Annotated in this window: 13 protein-coding genes; 12 read left to right on the top strand and 1 reads right to left on the bottom strand. The window is 58.6% G+C overall.

What is annotated here, in order from left to right:
* From dnaB to ACFQZG_RS23350, 9 genes are all read left to right on the top strand, one after another.
* Positions 1–1,368 carry a replicative DNA helicase gene (dnaB, locus tag ACFQZG_RS23390; RefSeq protein WP_378156967.1) on the top strand — a complete coding sequence of 456 codons (1,368 nt, stop codon included), beginning with the start codon at positions 1–3 and terminating at the stop codon, positions 1,366–1,368.
* A gap of 243 nt (positions 1,369–1,611) precedes the next feature.
* Complete coding sequence (locus ACFQZG_RS23385; RefSeq protein WP_378156965.1) at positions 1,612–2,901, top strand: adenylosuccinate synthase; 1,290 nt, start codon at positions 1,612–1,614, stop codon at positions 2,899–2,901.
* Positions 2,902–3,076: 175 nt separating this feature from the next.
* The gene (locus ACFQZG_RS23380; protein WP_378156964.1) at positions 3,077–3,757 is read left to right on the top strand and encodes a hypothetical protein; all 681 of its coding nucleotides are present in this window, start codon (positions 3,077–3,079) and stop codon (positions 3,755–3,757) included.
* A 204-nt stretch (positions 3,758–3,961) separates the two neighbouring features.
* Positions 3,962–5,512 carry a peptidoglycan DD-metalloendopeptidase family protein gene (locus ACFQZG_RS23375; protein WP_378156962.1) on the top strand — a complete coding sequence of 517 codons (1,551 nt, stop codon included), beginning with the start codon at positions 3,962–3,964 and terminating at the stop codon, positions 5,510–5,512.
* A 173-nt stretch (positions 5,513–5,685) separates the two neighbouring features.
* The gene (gene yycF, locus ACFQZG_RS23370) at positions 5,686–6,429 is read left to right on the top strand and encodes a response regulator YycF (protein WP_378156960.1); all 744 of its coding nucleotides are present in this window, start codon (positions 5,686–5,688) and stop codon (positions 6,427–6,429) included.
* On the top strand, positions 6,426–8,261 hold the full coding sequence (walK, locus tag ACFQZG_RS23365) for a cell wall metabolism sensor histidine kinase WalK (RefSeq protein ID WP_378156958.1): 1,836 nt from the start codon (positions 6,426–6,428) through the stop codon (positions 8,259–8,261). Before yycF ends, walK begins: the two co-directional genes overlap by 4 nt.
* Entirely contained in the window at positions 8,258–9,574 is a 1,317-nt protein-coding gene (locus ACFQZG_RS23360; RefSeq protein WP_378156956.1) for a YycH family regulatory protein, read from the top strand. Before walK ends, ACFQZG_RS23360 begins: the two co-directional genes overlap by 4 nt.
* Positions 9,575–9,631: 57 nt before the next feature.
* Positions 9,632–10,396 (top strand): two-component system regulatory protein YycI, encoded by a 765-nt coding sequence (gene yycI, locus ACFQZG_RS23355; RefSeq protein ID WP_378156954.1) that lies wholly within the window; start codon positions 9,632–9,634, stop codon positions 10,394–10,396.
* A gap of 63 nt (positions 10,397–10,459) precedes the next feature.
* The gene (locus ACFQZG_RS23350) at positions 10,460–11,269 is read left to right on the top strand and encodes an MBL fold metallo-hydrolase (RefSeq protein WP_378156952.1); all 810 of its coding nucleotides are present in this window, start codon (positions 10,460–10,462) and stop codon (positions 11,267–11,269) included.
* Between the two features lie 21 nt (positions 11,270–11,290).
* Here the strand turns inward: ACFQZG_RS23350 and ACFQZG_RS23345 are convergent, their stop codons facing one another.
* Positions 11,291–11,491 (bottom strand): hypothetical protein, encoded by a 201-nt coding sequence (locus tag ACFQZG_RS23345; protein WP_378156950.1) that lies wholly within the window; start codon positions 11,489–11,491, stop codon positions 11,291–11,293.
* Between the two features lie 221 nt (positions 11,492–11,712).
* Between ACFQZG_RS23345 and ACFQZG_RS23340 the strand changes: the two genes are divergently transcribed.
* The 3 genes from ACFQZG_RS23340 to ACFQZG_RS23330 all read left to right on the top strand — a co-directional run bounded on the left by ACFQZG_RS23340 (position 11,713) and on the right by ACFQZG_RS23330 (position 15,440).
* The gene (locus tag ACFQZG_RS23340; protein WP_378156948.1) at positions 11,713–13,020 is read left to right on the top strand and encodes a S1C family serine protease; all 1,308 of its coding nucleotides are present in this window, start codon (positions 11,713–11,715) and stop codon (positions 13,018–13,020) included.
* A 55-nt stretch (positions 13,021–13,075) separates the two neighbouring features.
* Complete coding sequence (locus tag ACFQZG_RS23335; RefSeq protein WP_378111441.1) at positions 13,076–13,243, top strand: CxxH/CxxC protein; 168 nt, start codon at positions 13,076–13,078, stop codon at positions 13,241–13,243.
* Positions 13,244–13,688: 445 nt separating this feature from the next.
* Positions 13,689–15,440 (top strand): ABC transporter ATP-binding protein, encoded by a 1,752-nt coding sequence (locus ACFQZG_RS23330; protein WP_378156946.1) that lies wholly within the window; start codon positions 13,689–13,691, stop codon positions 15,438–15,440.
* The last annotated feature ends 4 nt before the right edge of the window (positions 15,441–15,444 follow it).

The raw sequence follows: 15,444 nt of genomic DNA, 5'->3' as shown, positions 1-15,444 counted from the left end.
ATGAACGGCAGCGGAGATCAAATGTTCGAATCCCGCGTGCCCCCGCAAAATTTAGAGGCGGAGCAAGCTGTTCTCGGCGCGATTCTGCTCGAGGCCGAGGCGCTCATTACCTCGATGGAGCGGCTGCGCGCGGAGGACTTCTATAGCGTCTCTCACCAACGGATATTCGAAGTCATGGTCGCGCTCGGGGAAGACGGCGAGCCGATCGACCTCGTGACGTTGACCGCAAGGCTGCAGGATCTCGGCCAACTGGACGAGGTCGGCGGCGTTATCTACTTGGCCAAGCTCGCCGGCGCGGTTCCTACGGCGGCGAACGTGGAATACTACGCGCAGATCGTCGAAGAGAAGTCGATGCTCCGCCGGCTTATCCGGACGGCGACGCAGATCGTATCGAGCGGTTACGCGACCGAAGACGACGTCGGCGTGCTTCTCGGGGATGCCGAGCGGCGTATCATGGAGCTGTCCCAGAACCGTTCCTCGTCCGGCTTCATCAGCATCCGCGACGTGCTTATGGAAGTATTCGAACGCGTCGAGTTCCTCTACAACCACAAGGGCGGAACGACCGGAATTCCATCCGGCTTCGTCGATCTGGACAAGATGACGGCCGGGTTCCAGCGGAACGACCTGATCATCCTCGCGGCTCGGCCTTCCGTAGGGAAGACGGCGTTCGCGCTTAACGTCGCGCAGAACGTCGCCGTGCGCGCGGGCGAGTCCGTGGCGATCTTCAGCCTCGAGATGTCGGCTGCCCAGCTCGTGCAGCGTATGGTGTGCGCGGAATCGAACGTGGACGCGCAGAGAATGCGGACCGGAGAGTTGAAGGGCGACGACTGGGAGAAGCTATCGATGGCGATCGGTTCGTTGTCCGAAGCCCAGATCTACATCGACGATACGCCGGGCATCACGGTGGCGGATATCCGCGCCAAGTGCCGTCGCCTGAAGAAGGAGAAGGGACTCGGGATGATCCTCATCGACTACCTGCAGCTCATTCAAGGGCGCGGCAAAGCCGGTGAGAACCGTCAGCAGGAAGTATCGGAAATTTCCCGTACGCTGAAGATGATCGCCCGCGAGCTCGAAGTGCCGGTTATCGCGCTGTCGCAGCTGTCCCGGGGCGTCGAGCAACGTCAAGACAAACGTCCGATGATGTCCGACCTTCGGGAATCGGGATCGATCGAGCAGGATGCGGATATCGTCGCGTTCCTGTACCGCGACGATTACTACGATAAGGAATCCGAGAAGAAGAACATTATCGAGATCATTATCGCCAAGCAGCGTAACGGTCCGGTAGGAACGGTCGAGCTCGTCTTCCTGAAGCAATTCAATAAATTCGTCAACTTGAACCATTCCCATCCGGAAGCGTTCGTCGGTTAACGTTTTAGACGGATGAGAGTGAGCAAATTCCGAACATTAATATTAAGGACATGTTAATTGTTCGTTATTCCGTTGACTTCCGAACAGTCAGTTGCTACACTAATAAAGCTGGATACGAACGAAGGCGTCCGCTATTGCCGGATTGTTCGTCTTCGGCTACGGGCTGCCTGATCGCGACTTGCGACCTCGGGCGGTATCATCATGCCGGCGTGAACATGACACTCCGGGTGTGGAGGGATTGCATTGTCAACAGTCGTTGTCGTAGGTACGCAATGGGGAGACGAAGGCAAAGGGAAGATCACCGATTTTCTAGCGGAGAAGGCCGATGTCGTCGCACGGTATCAAGGCGGTAATAATGCCGGTCATACGATCCTTATTCAGAACAAAAAGTACAAATTGACGATGATTCCATCCGGAATATTCAATCAGAACAAGCTTTGCGTCATCGGCAACGGGATGGTTATCAATCCGGCCGCGCTGGTGGAGGAAATTCAATATATTCACGATAACGGCTTCTCTACGGACAACCTCAAGATCAGCGACCGCGCGCACGTCATCATGCCTTATCACCTCGTGCTGGACGCGCTTGAGGAAGACCGCAAAGCCGACAACAAGATCGGTACGACGCGCAAAGGCATCGGTCCTTGCTACATGGATAAAGCCGCGCGCAACGGCATTCGGATCGCCGACCTGATGGTTGCCGAAGCGTTCGCCGACAAAGCCCGCGCCATTATCGCCGATAAGAACCAAGTGATCACGCAAATGTACGGCGGAGAAGCGCTCGACGCGGAGAGCATCATCTCCGAGTACCTCGCGCTCGCGGAGAAGCTTCGCAAGTACGTAACGGATACGTCCGTCGTGCTGAACGACGCGATCGACGAAGGCAAGAAAGTATTGTTCGAAGGCGCGCAAGGCGTCATGCTCGACATCGACCAAGGCACGTATCCGTACGTAACGAGCTCGAATCCGTCGGCTGGCGGCGTATGTATCGGTTCCGGCGTCGGTCCTTCGAAGATCCGCGAAGTCATCGGCGTAGCCAAGGCCTATACGACGCGCGTCGGCGACGGCCCGTTCCCGACCGAGCTGAACAACGAGCTCGGCCAATGGATTCGCGACAAAGGCCACGAGTACGGCACGGTCACGGGGCGTCCGCGCCGCGTAGGCTGGTTCGACACGGTCGTCGTGCGCCACGCGCGCCGCGTCAGCGGCATCACCGGCTTGTCGCTCAACTCGCTGGACGTGCTGACCGGTCTCGAGACCGTTAAGATTTGCACGGCGTATACGCGCAATGGCGAGCTGGTTACGACGTACCCGGCCAACCTGAAGCTGCTGGACGAGTGCGAAGCGGTGTACGAGGAGCTGCCGGGCTGGAGCGAGGACATCTCGAACGCGAAGACGCTGGAAGACTTGCCGGCGAACACGCGCAACTTCGTGAACCGCGTATCCGAGCTGACCGGTATTCCGATCGCGATCTTCTCCGTCGGCCGCAACCGCGAGCAGACGAACCAAGTCGCCGACATTTACGGCGCGTAAGCATGTATGAGTGTGGCCCTTCGGCGGACAACCGCCGAGGGGCTTTTTGCTGTGCCCGACGAAAGTGCCCGGCGCCGCTATCCTCTAACCCTGCTATTTTCCCGATAGAAGAATGAACGCCGCGAGGTTTGCCCATACTGAAAACTATGAAAACAGCATTGCAGGAGGGCATATCATGTTCAAATGGGTAAGCTGGGCACTTCGGATCGGGGCGACGGCGGTACTGCTCAGCTTCTTGTGCATATGGACGACCGGTTACATCGTCAACAGCTATATGGAGACGATAATCAAGCAGCTAGATTTGCCGCTAGAGACGAAGCCGTTCGCCTTGTCGGGCGTATGGGGCACGCTGTGGGGCGCGGACAAAGCGCCGAGCAAGGAAGCGGGCGAGGAGACCCAGACTGCGACACGAAACGACAACGAGGACGACGCAGGCGAGAAGGGTGCCCACGGTGCGGGACAGCCTTCCGCATCGGCATCGACGCCGCCGGCGACCAACGCCGCGGACGACGAACCGGCCAGCCCTTCTCCGAGCACGAATCCGAAGGACGACGGTACCGTCGGAGCGAGTTCCTCGCCGTCCCAGCAAGCAGAACCGGGTAGCGGGGATACGCCAGGGGACGCCGTTCCGGTCACCGGCGAGATCGACGAGAAGGTGTTGACCGACGCGGAGCGTCAGGCGCTCTACGCTACGGTCGTCTCCAAGCTCGACCCGGACCAATTGCAACTGCTATCTGAAGCGCTGGAGGGCGGAGCGACCGCCGAGAAGCTCGGCGCGCTGAAGGAAATGCTGCAGACCACGCTGACGGAATCCGAATACGCACAAATGATGGAAGTGCTCGAAGGAGCGTCATAAAGTCGCAGTTTATATAGTGCAAAGGAATAAAGCGCTTGCAAAAAATGCCGCCAAAGGCCTAAAAACCGGCGGCTATTTCCATTTTTCATAATTCTAATCCAGTGATTTTATTGATAGTCTCGTCGCACATATGCTAAAGTAAGAGACATACTGCTACCAAAGTACTGGAAAAGAATACCGAATGTAAGCGAAAAGGAGAAGATCATGGCCGATTTCAGGGGAACAGATCGGATCCGGAACGCGAAGGCTGCCCTGCAGCGAACCTTCCGGCGTATTCGATCTCTGGACTTGAAAGACCTCGGTTGGCGCTTCGACGCGCGATCGTCCGCCTTATTCATTAAGCGGTACCGCGCACCGATGATCGTAACCGTATTAGGACTCATTACCGTCGCTTCCGTAGCTGTCGGAGCGAATAAATACGTAGAAGCCCACACCGAACCTTACTACAACGTGCTCCTCGACGGCGTACCCGTCGGAGAGATCAGCAATCCGAGCTTGGTCGACGAATTGATCTCGAACAAAGCAGCCGAGCTGAAGAAAGCCGATACCCCGGTACTGGCGGAGCTCGATGAGCAAACCGTCACCTACACGGATGAAAAGGCTTACAAAAAGCAAACCGACGATGCGGCAACGCTAGATCGTCTCTCGAGCATGCTTACGACCCACCCTGTAGGCGTCACGGTGATGATTAACGGCAAGTCCGTCGGCGTCGTTCGCGACCAACAGACGGCCGATGCGCTGCTGCAGAAGGTCAAAGACAAGTACGCGGTCGTCAAGGCCGCGAAGACGGGAGCGGAGGTACAGTCGCTCGCCGTTTCCGCGAAGAAGGCGGAGCCGAAGGTCGGCGAGAAGACGCGTACCGTTACCGCGGTATCGTTCGCCGAGAAGGTAACGACGAAGGCCGGCGAGATCGAGACGGCGAAGCTGGCCGACCCGGATAAGCTGTACGAGGAACTGACGAAGGGCGAACCGGTGCCGCGCAAGTATACGGTTCAAGAAGGCGACTGCATCGGATGCATCGCAGACAAGCTGGACGTCAGCGAAGAGATTATCTATAACAATAACCCGTGGATCGAGAAGGACATGATCCGCGTCGGCGACGAACTGGATCTGTCCACGGAGAAGCCGCCGATCCTGAACGTCAATTCGACCGAGGAAGTCGTCGAGATCGAAGTGATCGATCCGCCGATCGAATACCGGACGAACGACGACATGAAGGTCGGTCAGACGAAGGTGATCAGCCAAGGCAAGGAAGGCAAGCAAGAAGTCACCTATCGCATCCTGAAGCGCAACGGCTCCCAGATCGAAGAGGAGATCGTGAAGCAGAAGGTACTCAAGGCCGCGACGCCGACGATCATCATGAAGGGCACGAAGGTCATTCGCGGCGAAGGCTCCGGCAAGTTCATCTGGCCGGTCAGCGGACACCGGATCACGAGTTACCTCGGCAAGCGCTGGGGACGGATGCACAACGGCATCGACATGGTCGGCGGCAGCACGATCAAGGCGGCCGACGAGGGCGTCGTAACGTTCGCGGGCTATAAGGGAGAATTAGGTAACTGTATAATCATTAACCACCAGAACGGATTTCAAACCGTGTACGGCCATATGAAGTCGCTCAAGGTGAAGAAAGGCCAGATCGTCGAGAAGGGCGATCAGATCGGCGTCATGGGCAGCACGGGACGATCCACCGGCACTCATCTTCATTTCGAGATTCATCTGAACGGCAAGCTCAAGAATCCGACCAGCTATCTATAACGCAAGCAGAGACCTTCCGAACGCCGAAGACGGCGCCGGGAGGTCTTCTTCGTTGATCGGCCGCGTTCGTTTTCCAATAACCTGTTCTCAGAACTTCGTTGGGCTAGCGTCCTCGTTATGTTAGAATAGCTAATATAGATAGGGGCTTCCGAATAGAGGGAGGCGGTACCGATATGCCAGGTAAAATTCTCGTCGTGGACGACGAACGACCGATTGCGGATATTCTGAAATTCAATCTTGAAAAAGAAGGCTACGAGGTCATCTGCGCCTTCGACGGAGAGGCGGCCGTACGGCTAGCGTTCGAGGAGGATCCCGATCTGATCCTGCTCGATCTGATGCTGCCGATCAAGGACGGCATGGACGTCTGCCGGGAAGTGCGCACGCGTCTGACCGTGCCGATCATTATGTTGACCGCGAAAGACAATGAGATCGATAAGGTGCTCGGCCTCGAGCTGGGCGCGGACGATTACGTGACGAAGCCGTTCGGCACGCGCGAGCTGCTCGCGCGGGTGAAGGCGCATCTGCGACGGCAGCGCAAGCTCGACGCGCCGCGCGCGGACGAGGACGCCTCGCAGCAAGAAGCCGAGCGCCAAGGCTTGCGGCTGTTCAACCTGTTCATCGATACGGACATGTACGTCGTGTATAAGAACAATCTACCGCTCGACCTGACGCACCGGGAATTCGAGCTGATCCATTACCTCGCCCGCAACAGCGGGAAGGTCATGACGCGCGAGCATCTGCTGCAGGCGGTATGGGGGTTCGAATATTTCGGCGACGTGCGCACGGTCGACGTGACGATCCGCAGGCTCCGGGAGAAGCTCGAGGACGATCCGAGCCGTCCGGAGATCATTATGACGAGGCGCGGCCTCGGTTATTTGGTACGTAATCCGAAGATGACTGGCGGGCTGTACGGATGAGTCTGTTCCGCATGTTCCGCAGCATTCAATTCAAGCTGATCCTCATGGTGCTGCTCCTCATCTTGATCGCGGTCCAATTGATCGGCGTCTACTTCATCAGCACGATGAAGAACTCGCTGATCGATTCGTTCTCGACCAACTTGAACCAGCAGGCGACGCTGCTCACGACGTATCTGTCGGATACGCAGAGCTTGTCGTCCGGGGATAAGGAAGAGAGCGGACAGACAAGCACGAACGAGAAGCTGAGCGCGCTCGTCGGCAACTTCTTCACCGTCAGCGGCGCGGAGATCCAGGTGCTCGACGGCAGCGGGAAGGTGCTGGCCACTTCAACCCAGACGCAGTCGCTCGTCGGGCGCAAGAACACGTCGCTGCTCGTCAGCCGCGCGCTGCAGGGCGTACGGGATAACGAAGAAGAGATGATCGACGAAGAGAATACGCGGAACAAGGTCATCGCGAAGCCGGTCATTAGCAATACGAACAAGATCATCGGCGCCGTCTATATCGTCGCGTCTATGAAAGACGTCTATCAGACGATGGAAGGCATTAACCGAATATTCGTCTCGGCGACGCTCATCGCGCTAGGGCTGACGGCGGTGCTCGGCGTCTTGCTCGCGGGGACGATCACGTCTCCGATCAAGGCGCTCACGAGGCAAGCGACGGCGGTGGCGGAAGGGCGATTCGAAGAGCGGGTGCCGGTGTTCGGCAAGGACGAGATCGGCCAGCTCAGCAGCGCCTTCAACGACATGACCGATCGGCTCAGCGAAGCGCTGTCGATCAATGAAGAAGAGAAAGAGAAGCTCGCCTCGATTCTATCCAACATGAGCGACGGCGTGCTGGCGACGGACGAGCTCGGCAAAGTCATCGTGACGAACCGGCGCGCCAGAGGCATGCTGGAGATCGCGGAAGTGCAGGAAGGCACGACGCTGTCGTCCGCGCTGGGCATCGAGAAGATGCCGATCGCCGAGACGCTGCAGGGCAAAGAGCATTCGCTCTTGCTTCACCGGGATTCGGAGACGGAGGAAGAGCTCGTGTTCCGCGTCACGCTGACGCCGATCCGCCGGAGGGACAAGGGCGTCGCCGGCGCGATCGCCGTGCTCCAGGACGTGACGGAGATGGAGAAGCTCGAGCAATCGCGACGGGAATTCGTCGCGAACGTCTCCCACGAACTGCGCACGCCGCTCACGACGATCAAGAGCTACGCGGAAGCGCTCGACGACGGCGCGCTCGAAGAGCCGCCGCTCGCGGACCGGTTCGTCGGCGTCATCCGCAACGAGACGGAGCGGATGATCCGGCTCGTGACCGACCTGCTGCACCTCTCTCGGTTCGATTCCCGGCGCAATCAACTGCGCCGCCAGAAGACGGACTTGTCGGAGATGCTGGAGGAAGTCGTCGACCGGTTCTCGTTCCAGCTTCGCCAGAAGGCGATTACGGTTACGGTGAAAGTCGACAGCAAGACGAAGACGGCGTGGCTCGACCGGGACGGCATCGACCAGGTCCTCGACAATCTCGTGTCGAACGCGATCAAGTATACGCTGGACGGCGGCACGATCGAGATTACCGGGAAGACGAACGAGGCCGGACAATTGGCCATCGCGATCAAGGATACCGGGATCGGCATTCCGAAGAAGGATCTCGCGCGCATTTTCGAGCGATTCTATCGCGTGGACAAGGCGCGTTCCCGCAATATGGGCGGAACGGGCCTCGGTCTGTCGATTGCCCGGGAAATCGTCAAGGCGCACGGCGGCACGATCGCGATCGAATCCGAAGCGAACGTCGGAACCGTCGTGACGGTGCTGCTGCCGTTCGTGCCGGAAGGAAGTGAGCCGACATGATAGAGAAGGGCAAGTCGTTATTGCTGGCGCTGCTCGTCGTGCTCAGTCTCGTGCAGAGCTACTTGCTAGCCTACAGCACGCCTTATATGGACGCCAAGATCAATACGGACCTGAATTACGTAAAGGCCGAGCCGCTCGGGAAGGAAGAACTCGTCGACAACTTGATCTTCCCCGAACAGCTCGTCATTCATATGGGCGGGGACAAGCACACGGTATTCTTCCCGGGAACCAAGCCGTTCTACGACCAGATTCTCGCCAAGATTCGCAGCCGCATCTTCAAGGGCATTCAGCTGTACTCGGTCAATTCGGTCGATTGGGACGAAGTGCGCCGGGAAGACAAAGGCGTCGAGCTTAGGTTCCCTCGCGGCATTCCGTTCGACCTGCTGCAGCGCGTGTTCCGGATCGACGGCGACTTCCTGTTCTCCGGCGATTCGATCGATAAGATCTGGATCTTCGCCAGCAAAGGGCGCGACGAAGTGCGGACGTTCTTCTTCAGCGCGGACGGACCGAATATCTACGAATCGCTCGGCGCCGATCTGACTGTAGGCGACGTCGAAGGCTATGTCGGCTTCGGCCAATATTGGGACTCGTACTCGTCGACGGACGGCCAACTGTACGTTCCGGACGAACCGGTCGCCCGCATGCTGTCGATGCAGGTCGCCTTCAGCCGCTATTCGACGGACCAAATCCAAGAGAACCTATTCTTCGACCCGGGAACGACGAAGACGATCCAGGATAGCGACTCGGGTCCGGAGTTCTACACCGATAACAAGCGCAGCTTGAAAATCGAGCCGAGAAGCGGCTGGATGAGCTTCACCGATACCGTCGCGCCGACGACGAACAACGACAACGAATACATCGACGACGTCCTCTCCGCGATCGAATTCATCAACGATCATGGCGGCTGGAACGGCACCCATGCGCTCACGAAGGAGATCGAATCGGACGATGCCAGCACGGTAAGGTTCCAACAGTATTATAACGGCGTGCCGATCTTGCCCGGCCCTTCGCTCAGTCTCGGCTACATGCAGCTGGCGATGCAGCAAGGCGGCGTCTCGTCGTACGACCGCTCTCTTCTCGTGCTCGGGGACGAAGCGACAAGCAAGGCTCAGAGACAATTGCCGGGCGGCGACGCGCTCAGAACGGCGCTCGGACAAGTACGGGCGACGGGCAAGAAGATCGTGTCGCTGTTCCCGGCGTATCGACCGACGATGAAGGAAGACAAGCTGACGATCGTGCCCGTGTGGGGCATTCGGCTGGAGAGCGGAGAAGTCGCCATCCTGACGGATTCCGTGCCGAAGCCGATCGACTGATCGGATAGCGACGGACGTTTATACCGATAGCGCGCGAGGAGAGGAGGGGAAGGCGGCATGGATTGGAGAAGAGCGAAGAGCGTACTGATCTTCTCGTTCTTGATGCTTAACGTGTTGCTAGGCTACCAGCTGTGGACGGAATGGCGGGAGCGGCTGAATACGACGGTCGATTGGACGTCCTTGCCCTCCGAGACGCAGCAGATCATGCGCGAGAAGAACATCTCGTTCATGGTCGAAGCGAAGATCCCGACGGATACGCCGGTCATGCGCAGCGAGCTGACGTATTCGTTCCGACAGCGAATCGGAACCGACGTCAGCGATCGGATCGCGATCGCGAATCCGCCGGTATCCCTTATCGTGTTCAACGAGCAGGAGCTGAACGAAGCGCTCGGCGACGTCATTCCGGAGCTCGGCTCTTACCGGTTCGACGATCCGGGCAGCCGGCAAGGCGTATTCGTCTTCAACAGGCTCGTCAGCGGCTATCCGTTGTTCAAGATTCATCTCGAGTTGTTCTACAGCGAGCAGCGCATTCTCGCCTACGGGCAGGACTTGATCGAGATCAAGCCGAGCGAAGGCGCGAAGGAGCAGCAGGTGCTGCCCGCCTCGAAGGCGATCGCGAACCTGATCGAACGGAATCTGCCTGCCGGATCGACGATCAAGGAAATTAGGCTCGGCTACTACGGCGAGATCTTCCCGGGAGCGGAGAGACAAGTCACCGCGCCGTCCTGGCGCGTGTTGCTCGAGAACGGCGAAGTGTATTACGTGAACGCGATCAATGCGGAAGTCGCGACAGAGAAGGCGGATGTGCCAGCCGCCCAATAGCCCGGAACGTTAACGGGACGAGGGGAAGGCGAGGGCGCATGCGCGGGGAGAGGAATCAAGAAGATGGGACTTCGGTTTACCGTGCTTGCGAGCGGATCGACCGGCAACGCGACCGTCGTGTCTTCGGATGCGGCGACGGTGCTCGTCGACGTCGGCTTAAGCGGCAAGAAGATAGAGGAGCTCATGAAGGAGCGGGACGTGTCCGGACGCGATCTGGACGCGATCTTCGTTACGCATGAACACTCCGACCATATCAAGGGACTCGGGGCGTTCGCCCGCAAGTACGAGCTGCCGATCTATGCGAACGAGAAGACGTGGGCAGCGATGCAACGGCACGTCGGCGAGCTGCCGGACGCGCAGCGCAGAATCATTCCGGCGGACAGCGTCATGGAAATCGCCGATCTGCGCATCGAGTCGTACGCGATCTCGCACGATGCGGCGGAGCCCGTCGGGTACTGCTTCGCGGCAGGCGGTACGAAGCTGAGTCTGGCGACCGACCTGGGCTACGTCAGCGACAAGGTCATGCGCCGGCTGCAAGATTCCGACGTGATGGTGCTCGAATCGAATCATGACGTCAACATGCTGCGCTTGGGCAGATACCCGTGGAACATCAAGCGCCGCATTCTCGGCGACGAGGGGCACTTGTCGAACGAAGCGGCCGGGGACGCGCTGTGCAAGCTGCTGACCGGAAGGCTGAAGCGGGTCTACTTGGCGCACTTAAGCCAGGAGCATAATTTAATGGAGTTGGCGAAGCTGACCGTGAATACCGTATTAGAAGACAACGGCATTTTCTATCAGAAGCATGAACTCGTCCTGTGCGACACGCATTACGATCGTCCTACGTTGTGGGATACTGTGAAGCTAGCGAATTAAATCGCCTTCGGCGGTCCATACTTACAAGAGTAGCTGCCGATCGAGCTCGGCTTCCATGAGAGACGCTTTCGCCCGGATTTCCTCCGGGGTGAGGATGCCCTTCTCGACGAGCAATTCGATAAGCGTGCTGAGCGCGAGCAACTGCCGATAGTGGTCGTCCTTCATATCCGCCAGCTGCGAAGCAAGATCGAGATAATGCCAACCGTATGCCGCGTTGTTCATTGGCCAACCTTCCTTTCTTTACATGCGATTATGAGAGAGATTTCGCTTGCGCAACGAGGCAATAAGGGTTAAGTTTGCTATACTTATGCAGTACCCTCTATGAATCTATATTCCTATTCTAGTCATTAACTCTTGCAAACATTCCTATATTCCCTATAAAAACGTTCGCCCGGACGGCCTAGGAAGCCGCGCTTGCCTCAAGAGAAGGATGGTGCATGACCATGAGCTTATTCAAAGACGATTTCTATAGCACGCGTCCCAAGCGATCGAAGTTCGGCGACAAGCGCGGTTCGCGCTTCTCCGGCGGCATGCGGCCGAGCCCGATGCTGCGGGTCGCGATCATCTCTTCTCTGACGAGCTCCGTGCTCGCGGTCGTCTTGTTCGCGATGCTAAGCGGGGGCAAGGACGAACCGCCCGCAAGCAAGCCGGCGGCGGTTACCGGCACCCAGGCGCTCGTCGAGACGTCGGAGCGGATCATCTCCGCCTCCGAGAAAGTCAGGCCCGCCGTCGTCAGCATCATCAACATGACGAACCAAGCGATGGAGATGCAGGACGAAGAAGACGCCGATTGGGAAGACGAAGAATACATTCCGGAGTACGCGAGTCTGGGCTCCGGCGTTATCTTCAAGAAAGAAGACGGTCTGGCCTACATCATCACCAACGCTCACGTCATTCAGGACGCGGCCGAGGTGCAGGCGGTGCTCGTCGGCGGCGAGCGCAAGGCGGCGAAGATCATCGGCCAAGACGTCATCACCGATCTGGCCGTATTGTCGGTCGATGCCAAGGGCATCGATACGGTCGTCGAGATCGGAGCATCGGATAAGCTGCGCGTCGGGGAAATGGTCATCGCGATCGGCAACCCGCTCGGCTTCGGCGATTCGCTGACGCAAGGCATCGTCTCGTCGACTCACCGGGTCATTCCGGTATCGCTCAACCAAGACGGCAACTACGATTGGGAGCAAGAGGTCATCCAGACGGACGCGGCCATCAACCAAGGCAATAGCGGCGGCGCGCTCGTCGATCTGAACGGCAAGCTCGTCGGCATCAACAGCATGAAGGTCGCGGATTACGGCGTCGAAGGCATCGGCTTCGCGATTCCGATCGACGATGCGATGCCGATATTGGGCACGCTACTGGAAGATGGCAAGATCGCAAGGCCGTATATCGGCGTCTATTCCATGGATTTATCGATTTACTTGGATAATCCGCGGGAACAATCCGAGGACGAAGAGGATGGCGAGCTCGAGGAGTCGGATCCGTTCGGCGGAGCGGGCGTGAACGTGCCGAAGGACGTGAAGAACGGCATCGTCGTGCTCGAAGCGGTCGGACCGGCGAAGGAAGCGGGCTTGAAGCTAGGCGACGTCGTCGTGGCGCTCGACGATCAACCGATCAAGAGCACGATCGACCTTCGCAAATATTTGTATAAGTCGAAGAAGATCGGGGAATCGCTTACGGTAACGTACTATCGGGACGGCGAACGATCGACCTTAACCGTCACGCTGGCGGAGAAGGAAGACGACGAAGAATAAGACGAATAACAACGCTCGGACGGCAACGGACGCGACATAAGAGAGGAACGAACGCATGTACTGTGTATGCCGCGAGCACGTAGAGCTCGCGATCGACAAATTCGTGGACGAATACGAGGACGCGCCGGATCTGGTCAACCTGCAGACGACGGCGTTCACCGCATGGCATCCGCCGGAGAAGTGCCAATGGTGCGGCAATCCGGTGGAGATTCTGGTCGTGTGACGGTATAGATCGAGTAACGGTTTTTTTTCGGATAAAGTTCACAACCCCCGTTGACAGCTTCAGGGAGCGGGTGGTAAAGTGACTCATATACTTAATGATGAACGGAAGGGAGGGTTACGAGCATGCGCAACGGAATCGAAGTCACGGTATTGGCGCTCCATCGCGGAGCATACAATCGGCATGAACGTAACCTTCTCGCGGATCTGATCTAGACGCGGCGGAAGCGCGGCCCTGAAGCGGCCCGCGCCACGACGCGCAAGGTTGGCGCACGGTTACGTTGTCGTAATCGTGCGCTTTTCTTATGCCATCCGAAGGCCGAAGCCCGCGGCGATCGTCAAGATCGCCACCCGGGGCGGGTTGCCGGTCTTGGATAGCAAAGAGGCGTATCGCTTACGGCGGTAGGCCTTTTTTCTTTGTCTCATCACAAGAGAGGTGTTCCCTATATATGTTCATCGTACTTAAGAAGTTAAGCTGGTTCTTCCGGATGCACTGGAAGAGGTACACGATCGCGATCATCCTGCTGACGCTCGTCGGCATTCTGGAAGTGATCCCGCCGAAACTGATCGGTTACACGATCGACGGCATCTACGAAGGCACGTTGACGAGCGGCAAGCTCACCGAAGTGCTCTTGCTCTGGGGAGGACTGACCGCCTTCTGCTACGGCATTACGTTCGTCTGGCTGTATCAATTGTTCGGCGGCGCCTTCGTGCTCGAGCGGTTGCTGCGATCGCGATTGATGCGTCACCTGATGAAGATGACGCCGACGTTCTACGAGCGCAACCGGACGGGCGACCTGATGGCTCGCGCGACGAACGACCTCGGCGCGGTATCGACGACGGCGGGCTTCGGCATTCTGACGCTCGTCGATTCGACGCTGTTCATGCTAACGATTCTCGTCGTTATGGCGGGGCTCATCAGTTGGAAGCTGACGCTGGCCGCGCTGCTGCCGCTGCCGATCATGGCGCTGCTGATGACGTACTTCGGCAAGAAGATCCACGACCGGTTCATGAAGCAACAGGACGCGTTCGGCAAGCTGAACGACCAAGTGCTCGAGTCGGTATCGGGCGTGCGCGTCGTGCGGGCGTTCGTGCAAGAGGAAGCGGACCGCGAGCGGTTCAGCAAGACGACGGACGAGGTGTTCGCCCGCAACATCGGAGTCGCCAAGATCGACTCGGTGTTCGAACCGACGGTGAAGATTCTGGTCGGCCTCAGTTACTTGATCGGCTTGTGCTACGGCGCGGTGCTCGTGTTCCGAAGCGAAATTACGCTGGGCGAGATGATCTCGTTCAATATGTTCCTCGGGATGCTCATCTGGCCCATGTTCGCGATCGGCGAATTGATCAACATCATGCAGCGCGGCAATGCCTCGCTCGACCGGATCAGCGAGACGCTCGGCGTGAAGCCGGACGTGACCGACGGCGAAACAGCGTCCGACGCCTTGGTACCGGAGTCGATTGCCTTCGAGGCGGTGACGTTCCGGTATCCGTCCTCGCCGATCGACAACTTGGTCGATATCTCGCTCACGCTGCGGCGGGGGCAGACGCTCGGCATCGTCGGGCGGACGGGAAGCGGCAAGACAACGCTGCTGAAGCAGCTGCTGCGCGAATATCCGATGGGGCAAGGCAGCCTGAAGGTCGGCGATACGCCGATTCCCGAGCTCCCGCTCGCGCAAGTGCGCGGCTGGATCGGCTACGTGCCTCAGCAACCGATTCTGTTCAGCAAGACGATCCGCGAGAACATCTACTTCGGCACGGAGGACGGCGCGCAAGACGTAGAGCGCCTGAACCGCGCGCTGGAGCTGGCGTCGTTCCGCAAGGACATCACCTTCCTGCCGGAAGGTCTCGAGACGCTCGTCGGCGAGAAGGGCGTCGCCCTCTCCGGCGGACAGAAGCAGCGGGTGAGCATCGCGCGGGCGGTCATCGCCGACCCGGAAATTCTGATGCTGGACGACGCGCTGTCGGCGGTAGATGCGAAGACCGAAGCCGAGATTCTGGAAGGCATCCGCAGCGAGCGCGCCGGCAAGACGACGCTCATCACGACGCACCGGCTATCGGCCGTGCAGCACGCCGACTGGATCATCGTGCTGGACGAAGGCCGTATCGCGGAGCAAGGCACGCACGAGCAGCTGCTGGAGATCGGCGGCTGGTACAAGGAGCAATACGATCGCCAGCAACTGGCGGCGGTCGTAGAAGGCTAATGAA

The sequence above is a fragment of the Cohnella sp. GCM10027633 genome (assembly GCF_042675445.1).
Taxonomy (GTDB): Bacteria; Bacillota; Bacilli; order Paenibacillales; family Paenibacillaceae; genus Cohnella.
Note: the sequence above shows the minus strand (reverse complement) of the source record. Positions and strands in the feature narration are given on the sequence as shown.

Excerpts from the sequence above, each read along its gene's own strand:
- walK (WP_378156958.1), top strand. The coding sequence starts at position 6,426 with ATGAGTCTGTTCCGCATGTTCCGCAGCATTCAATTCAAGCTGATCCTC.
- ACFQZG_RS23345 (WP_378156950.1), bottom strand. The coding sequence starts at position 11,491 with ATGAACAACGCGGCATACGGTTGGCATTATCTCGATCTTGCTTCGCAG.
- ACFQZG_RS23340 (WP_378156948.1), top strand. The coding sequence starts at position 11,713 with ATGAGCTTATTCAAAGACGATTTCTATAGCACGCGTCCCAAGCGATCG.
- ACFQZG_RS23360 (WP_378156956.1), top strand. The coding sequence starts at position 8,258 with ATGATAGAGAAGGGCAAGTCGTTATTGCTGGCGCTGCTCGTCGTGCTC.
- dnaB (WP_378156967.1), top strand. The coding sequence starts at position 1 with ATGAACGGCAGCGGAGATCAAATGTTCGAATCCCGCGTGCCCCCGCAA.
- yycF (WP_378156960.1), top strand. The coding sequence starts at position 5,686 with ATGCCAGGTAAAATTCTCGTCGTGGACGACGAACGACCGATTGCGGAT.
- ACFQZG_RS23375 (WP_378156962.1), top strand. The coding sequence starts at position 3,962 with ATGGCCGATTTCAGGGGAACAGATCGGATCCGGAACGCGAAGGCTGCC.
- ACFQZG_RS23330 (WP_378156946.1), top strand. The coding sequence starts at position 13,689 with ATGTTCATCGTACTTAAGAAGTTAAGCTGGTTCTTCCGGATGCACTGG.
- ACFQZG_RS23350 (WP_378156952.1), top strand. The coding sequence starts at position 10,460 with ATGGGACTTCGGTTTACCGTGCTTGCGAGCGGATCGACCGGCAACGCG.
- yycI (WP_378156954.1), top strand. The coding sequence starts at position 9,632 with ATGGATTGGAGAAGAGCGAAGAGCGTACTGATCTTCTCGTTCTTGATG.
- ACFQZG_RS23380 (WP_378156964.1), top strand. The coding sequence starts at position 3,077 with ATGTTCAAATGGGTAAGCTGGGCACTTCGGATCGGGGCGACGGCGGTA.
- ACFQZG_RS23335 (WP_378111441.1), top strand. The coding sequence starts at position 13,076 with ATGTACTGTGTATGCCGCGAGCACGTAGAGCTCGCGATCGACAAATTC.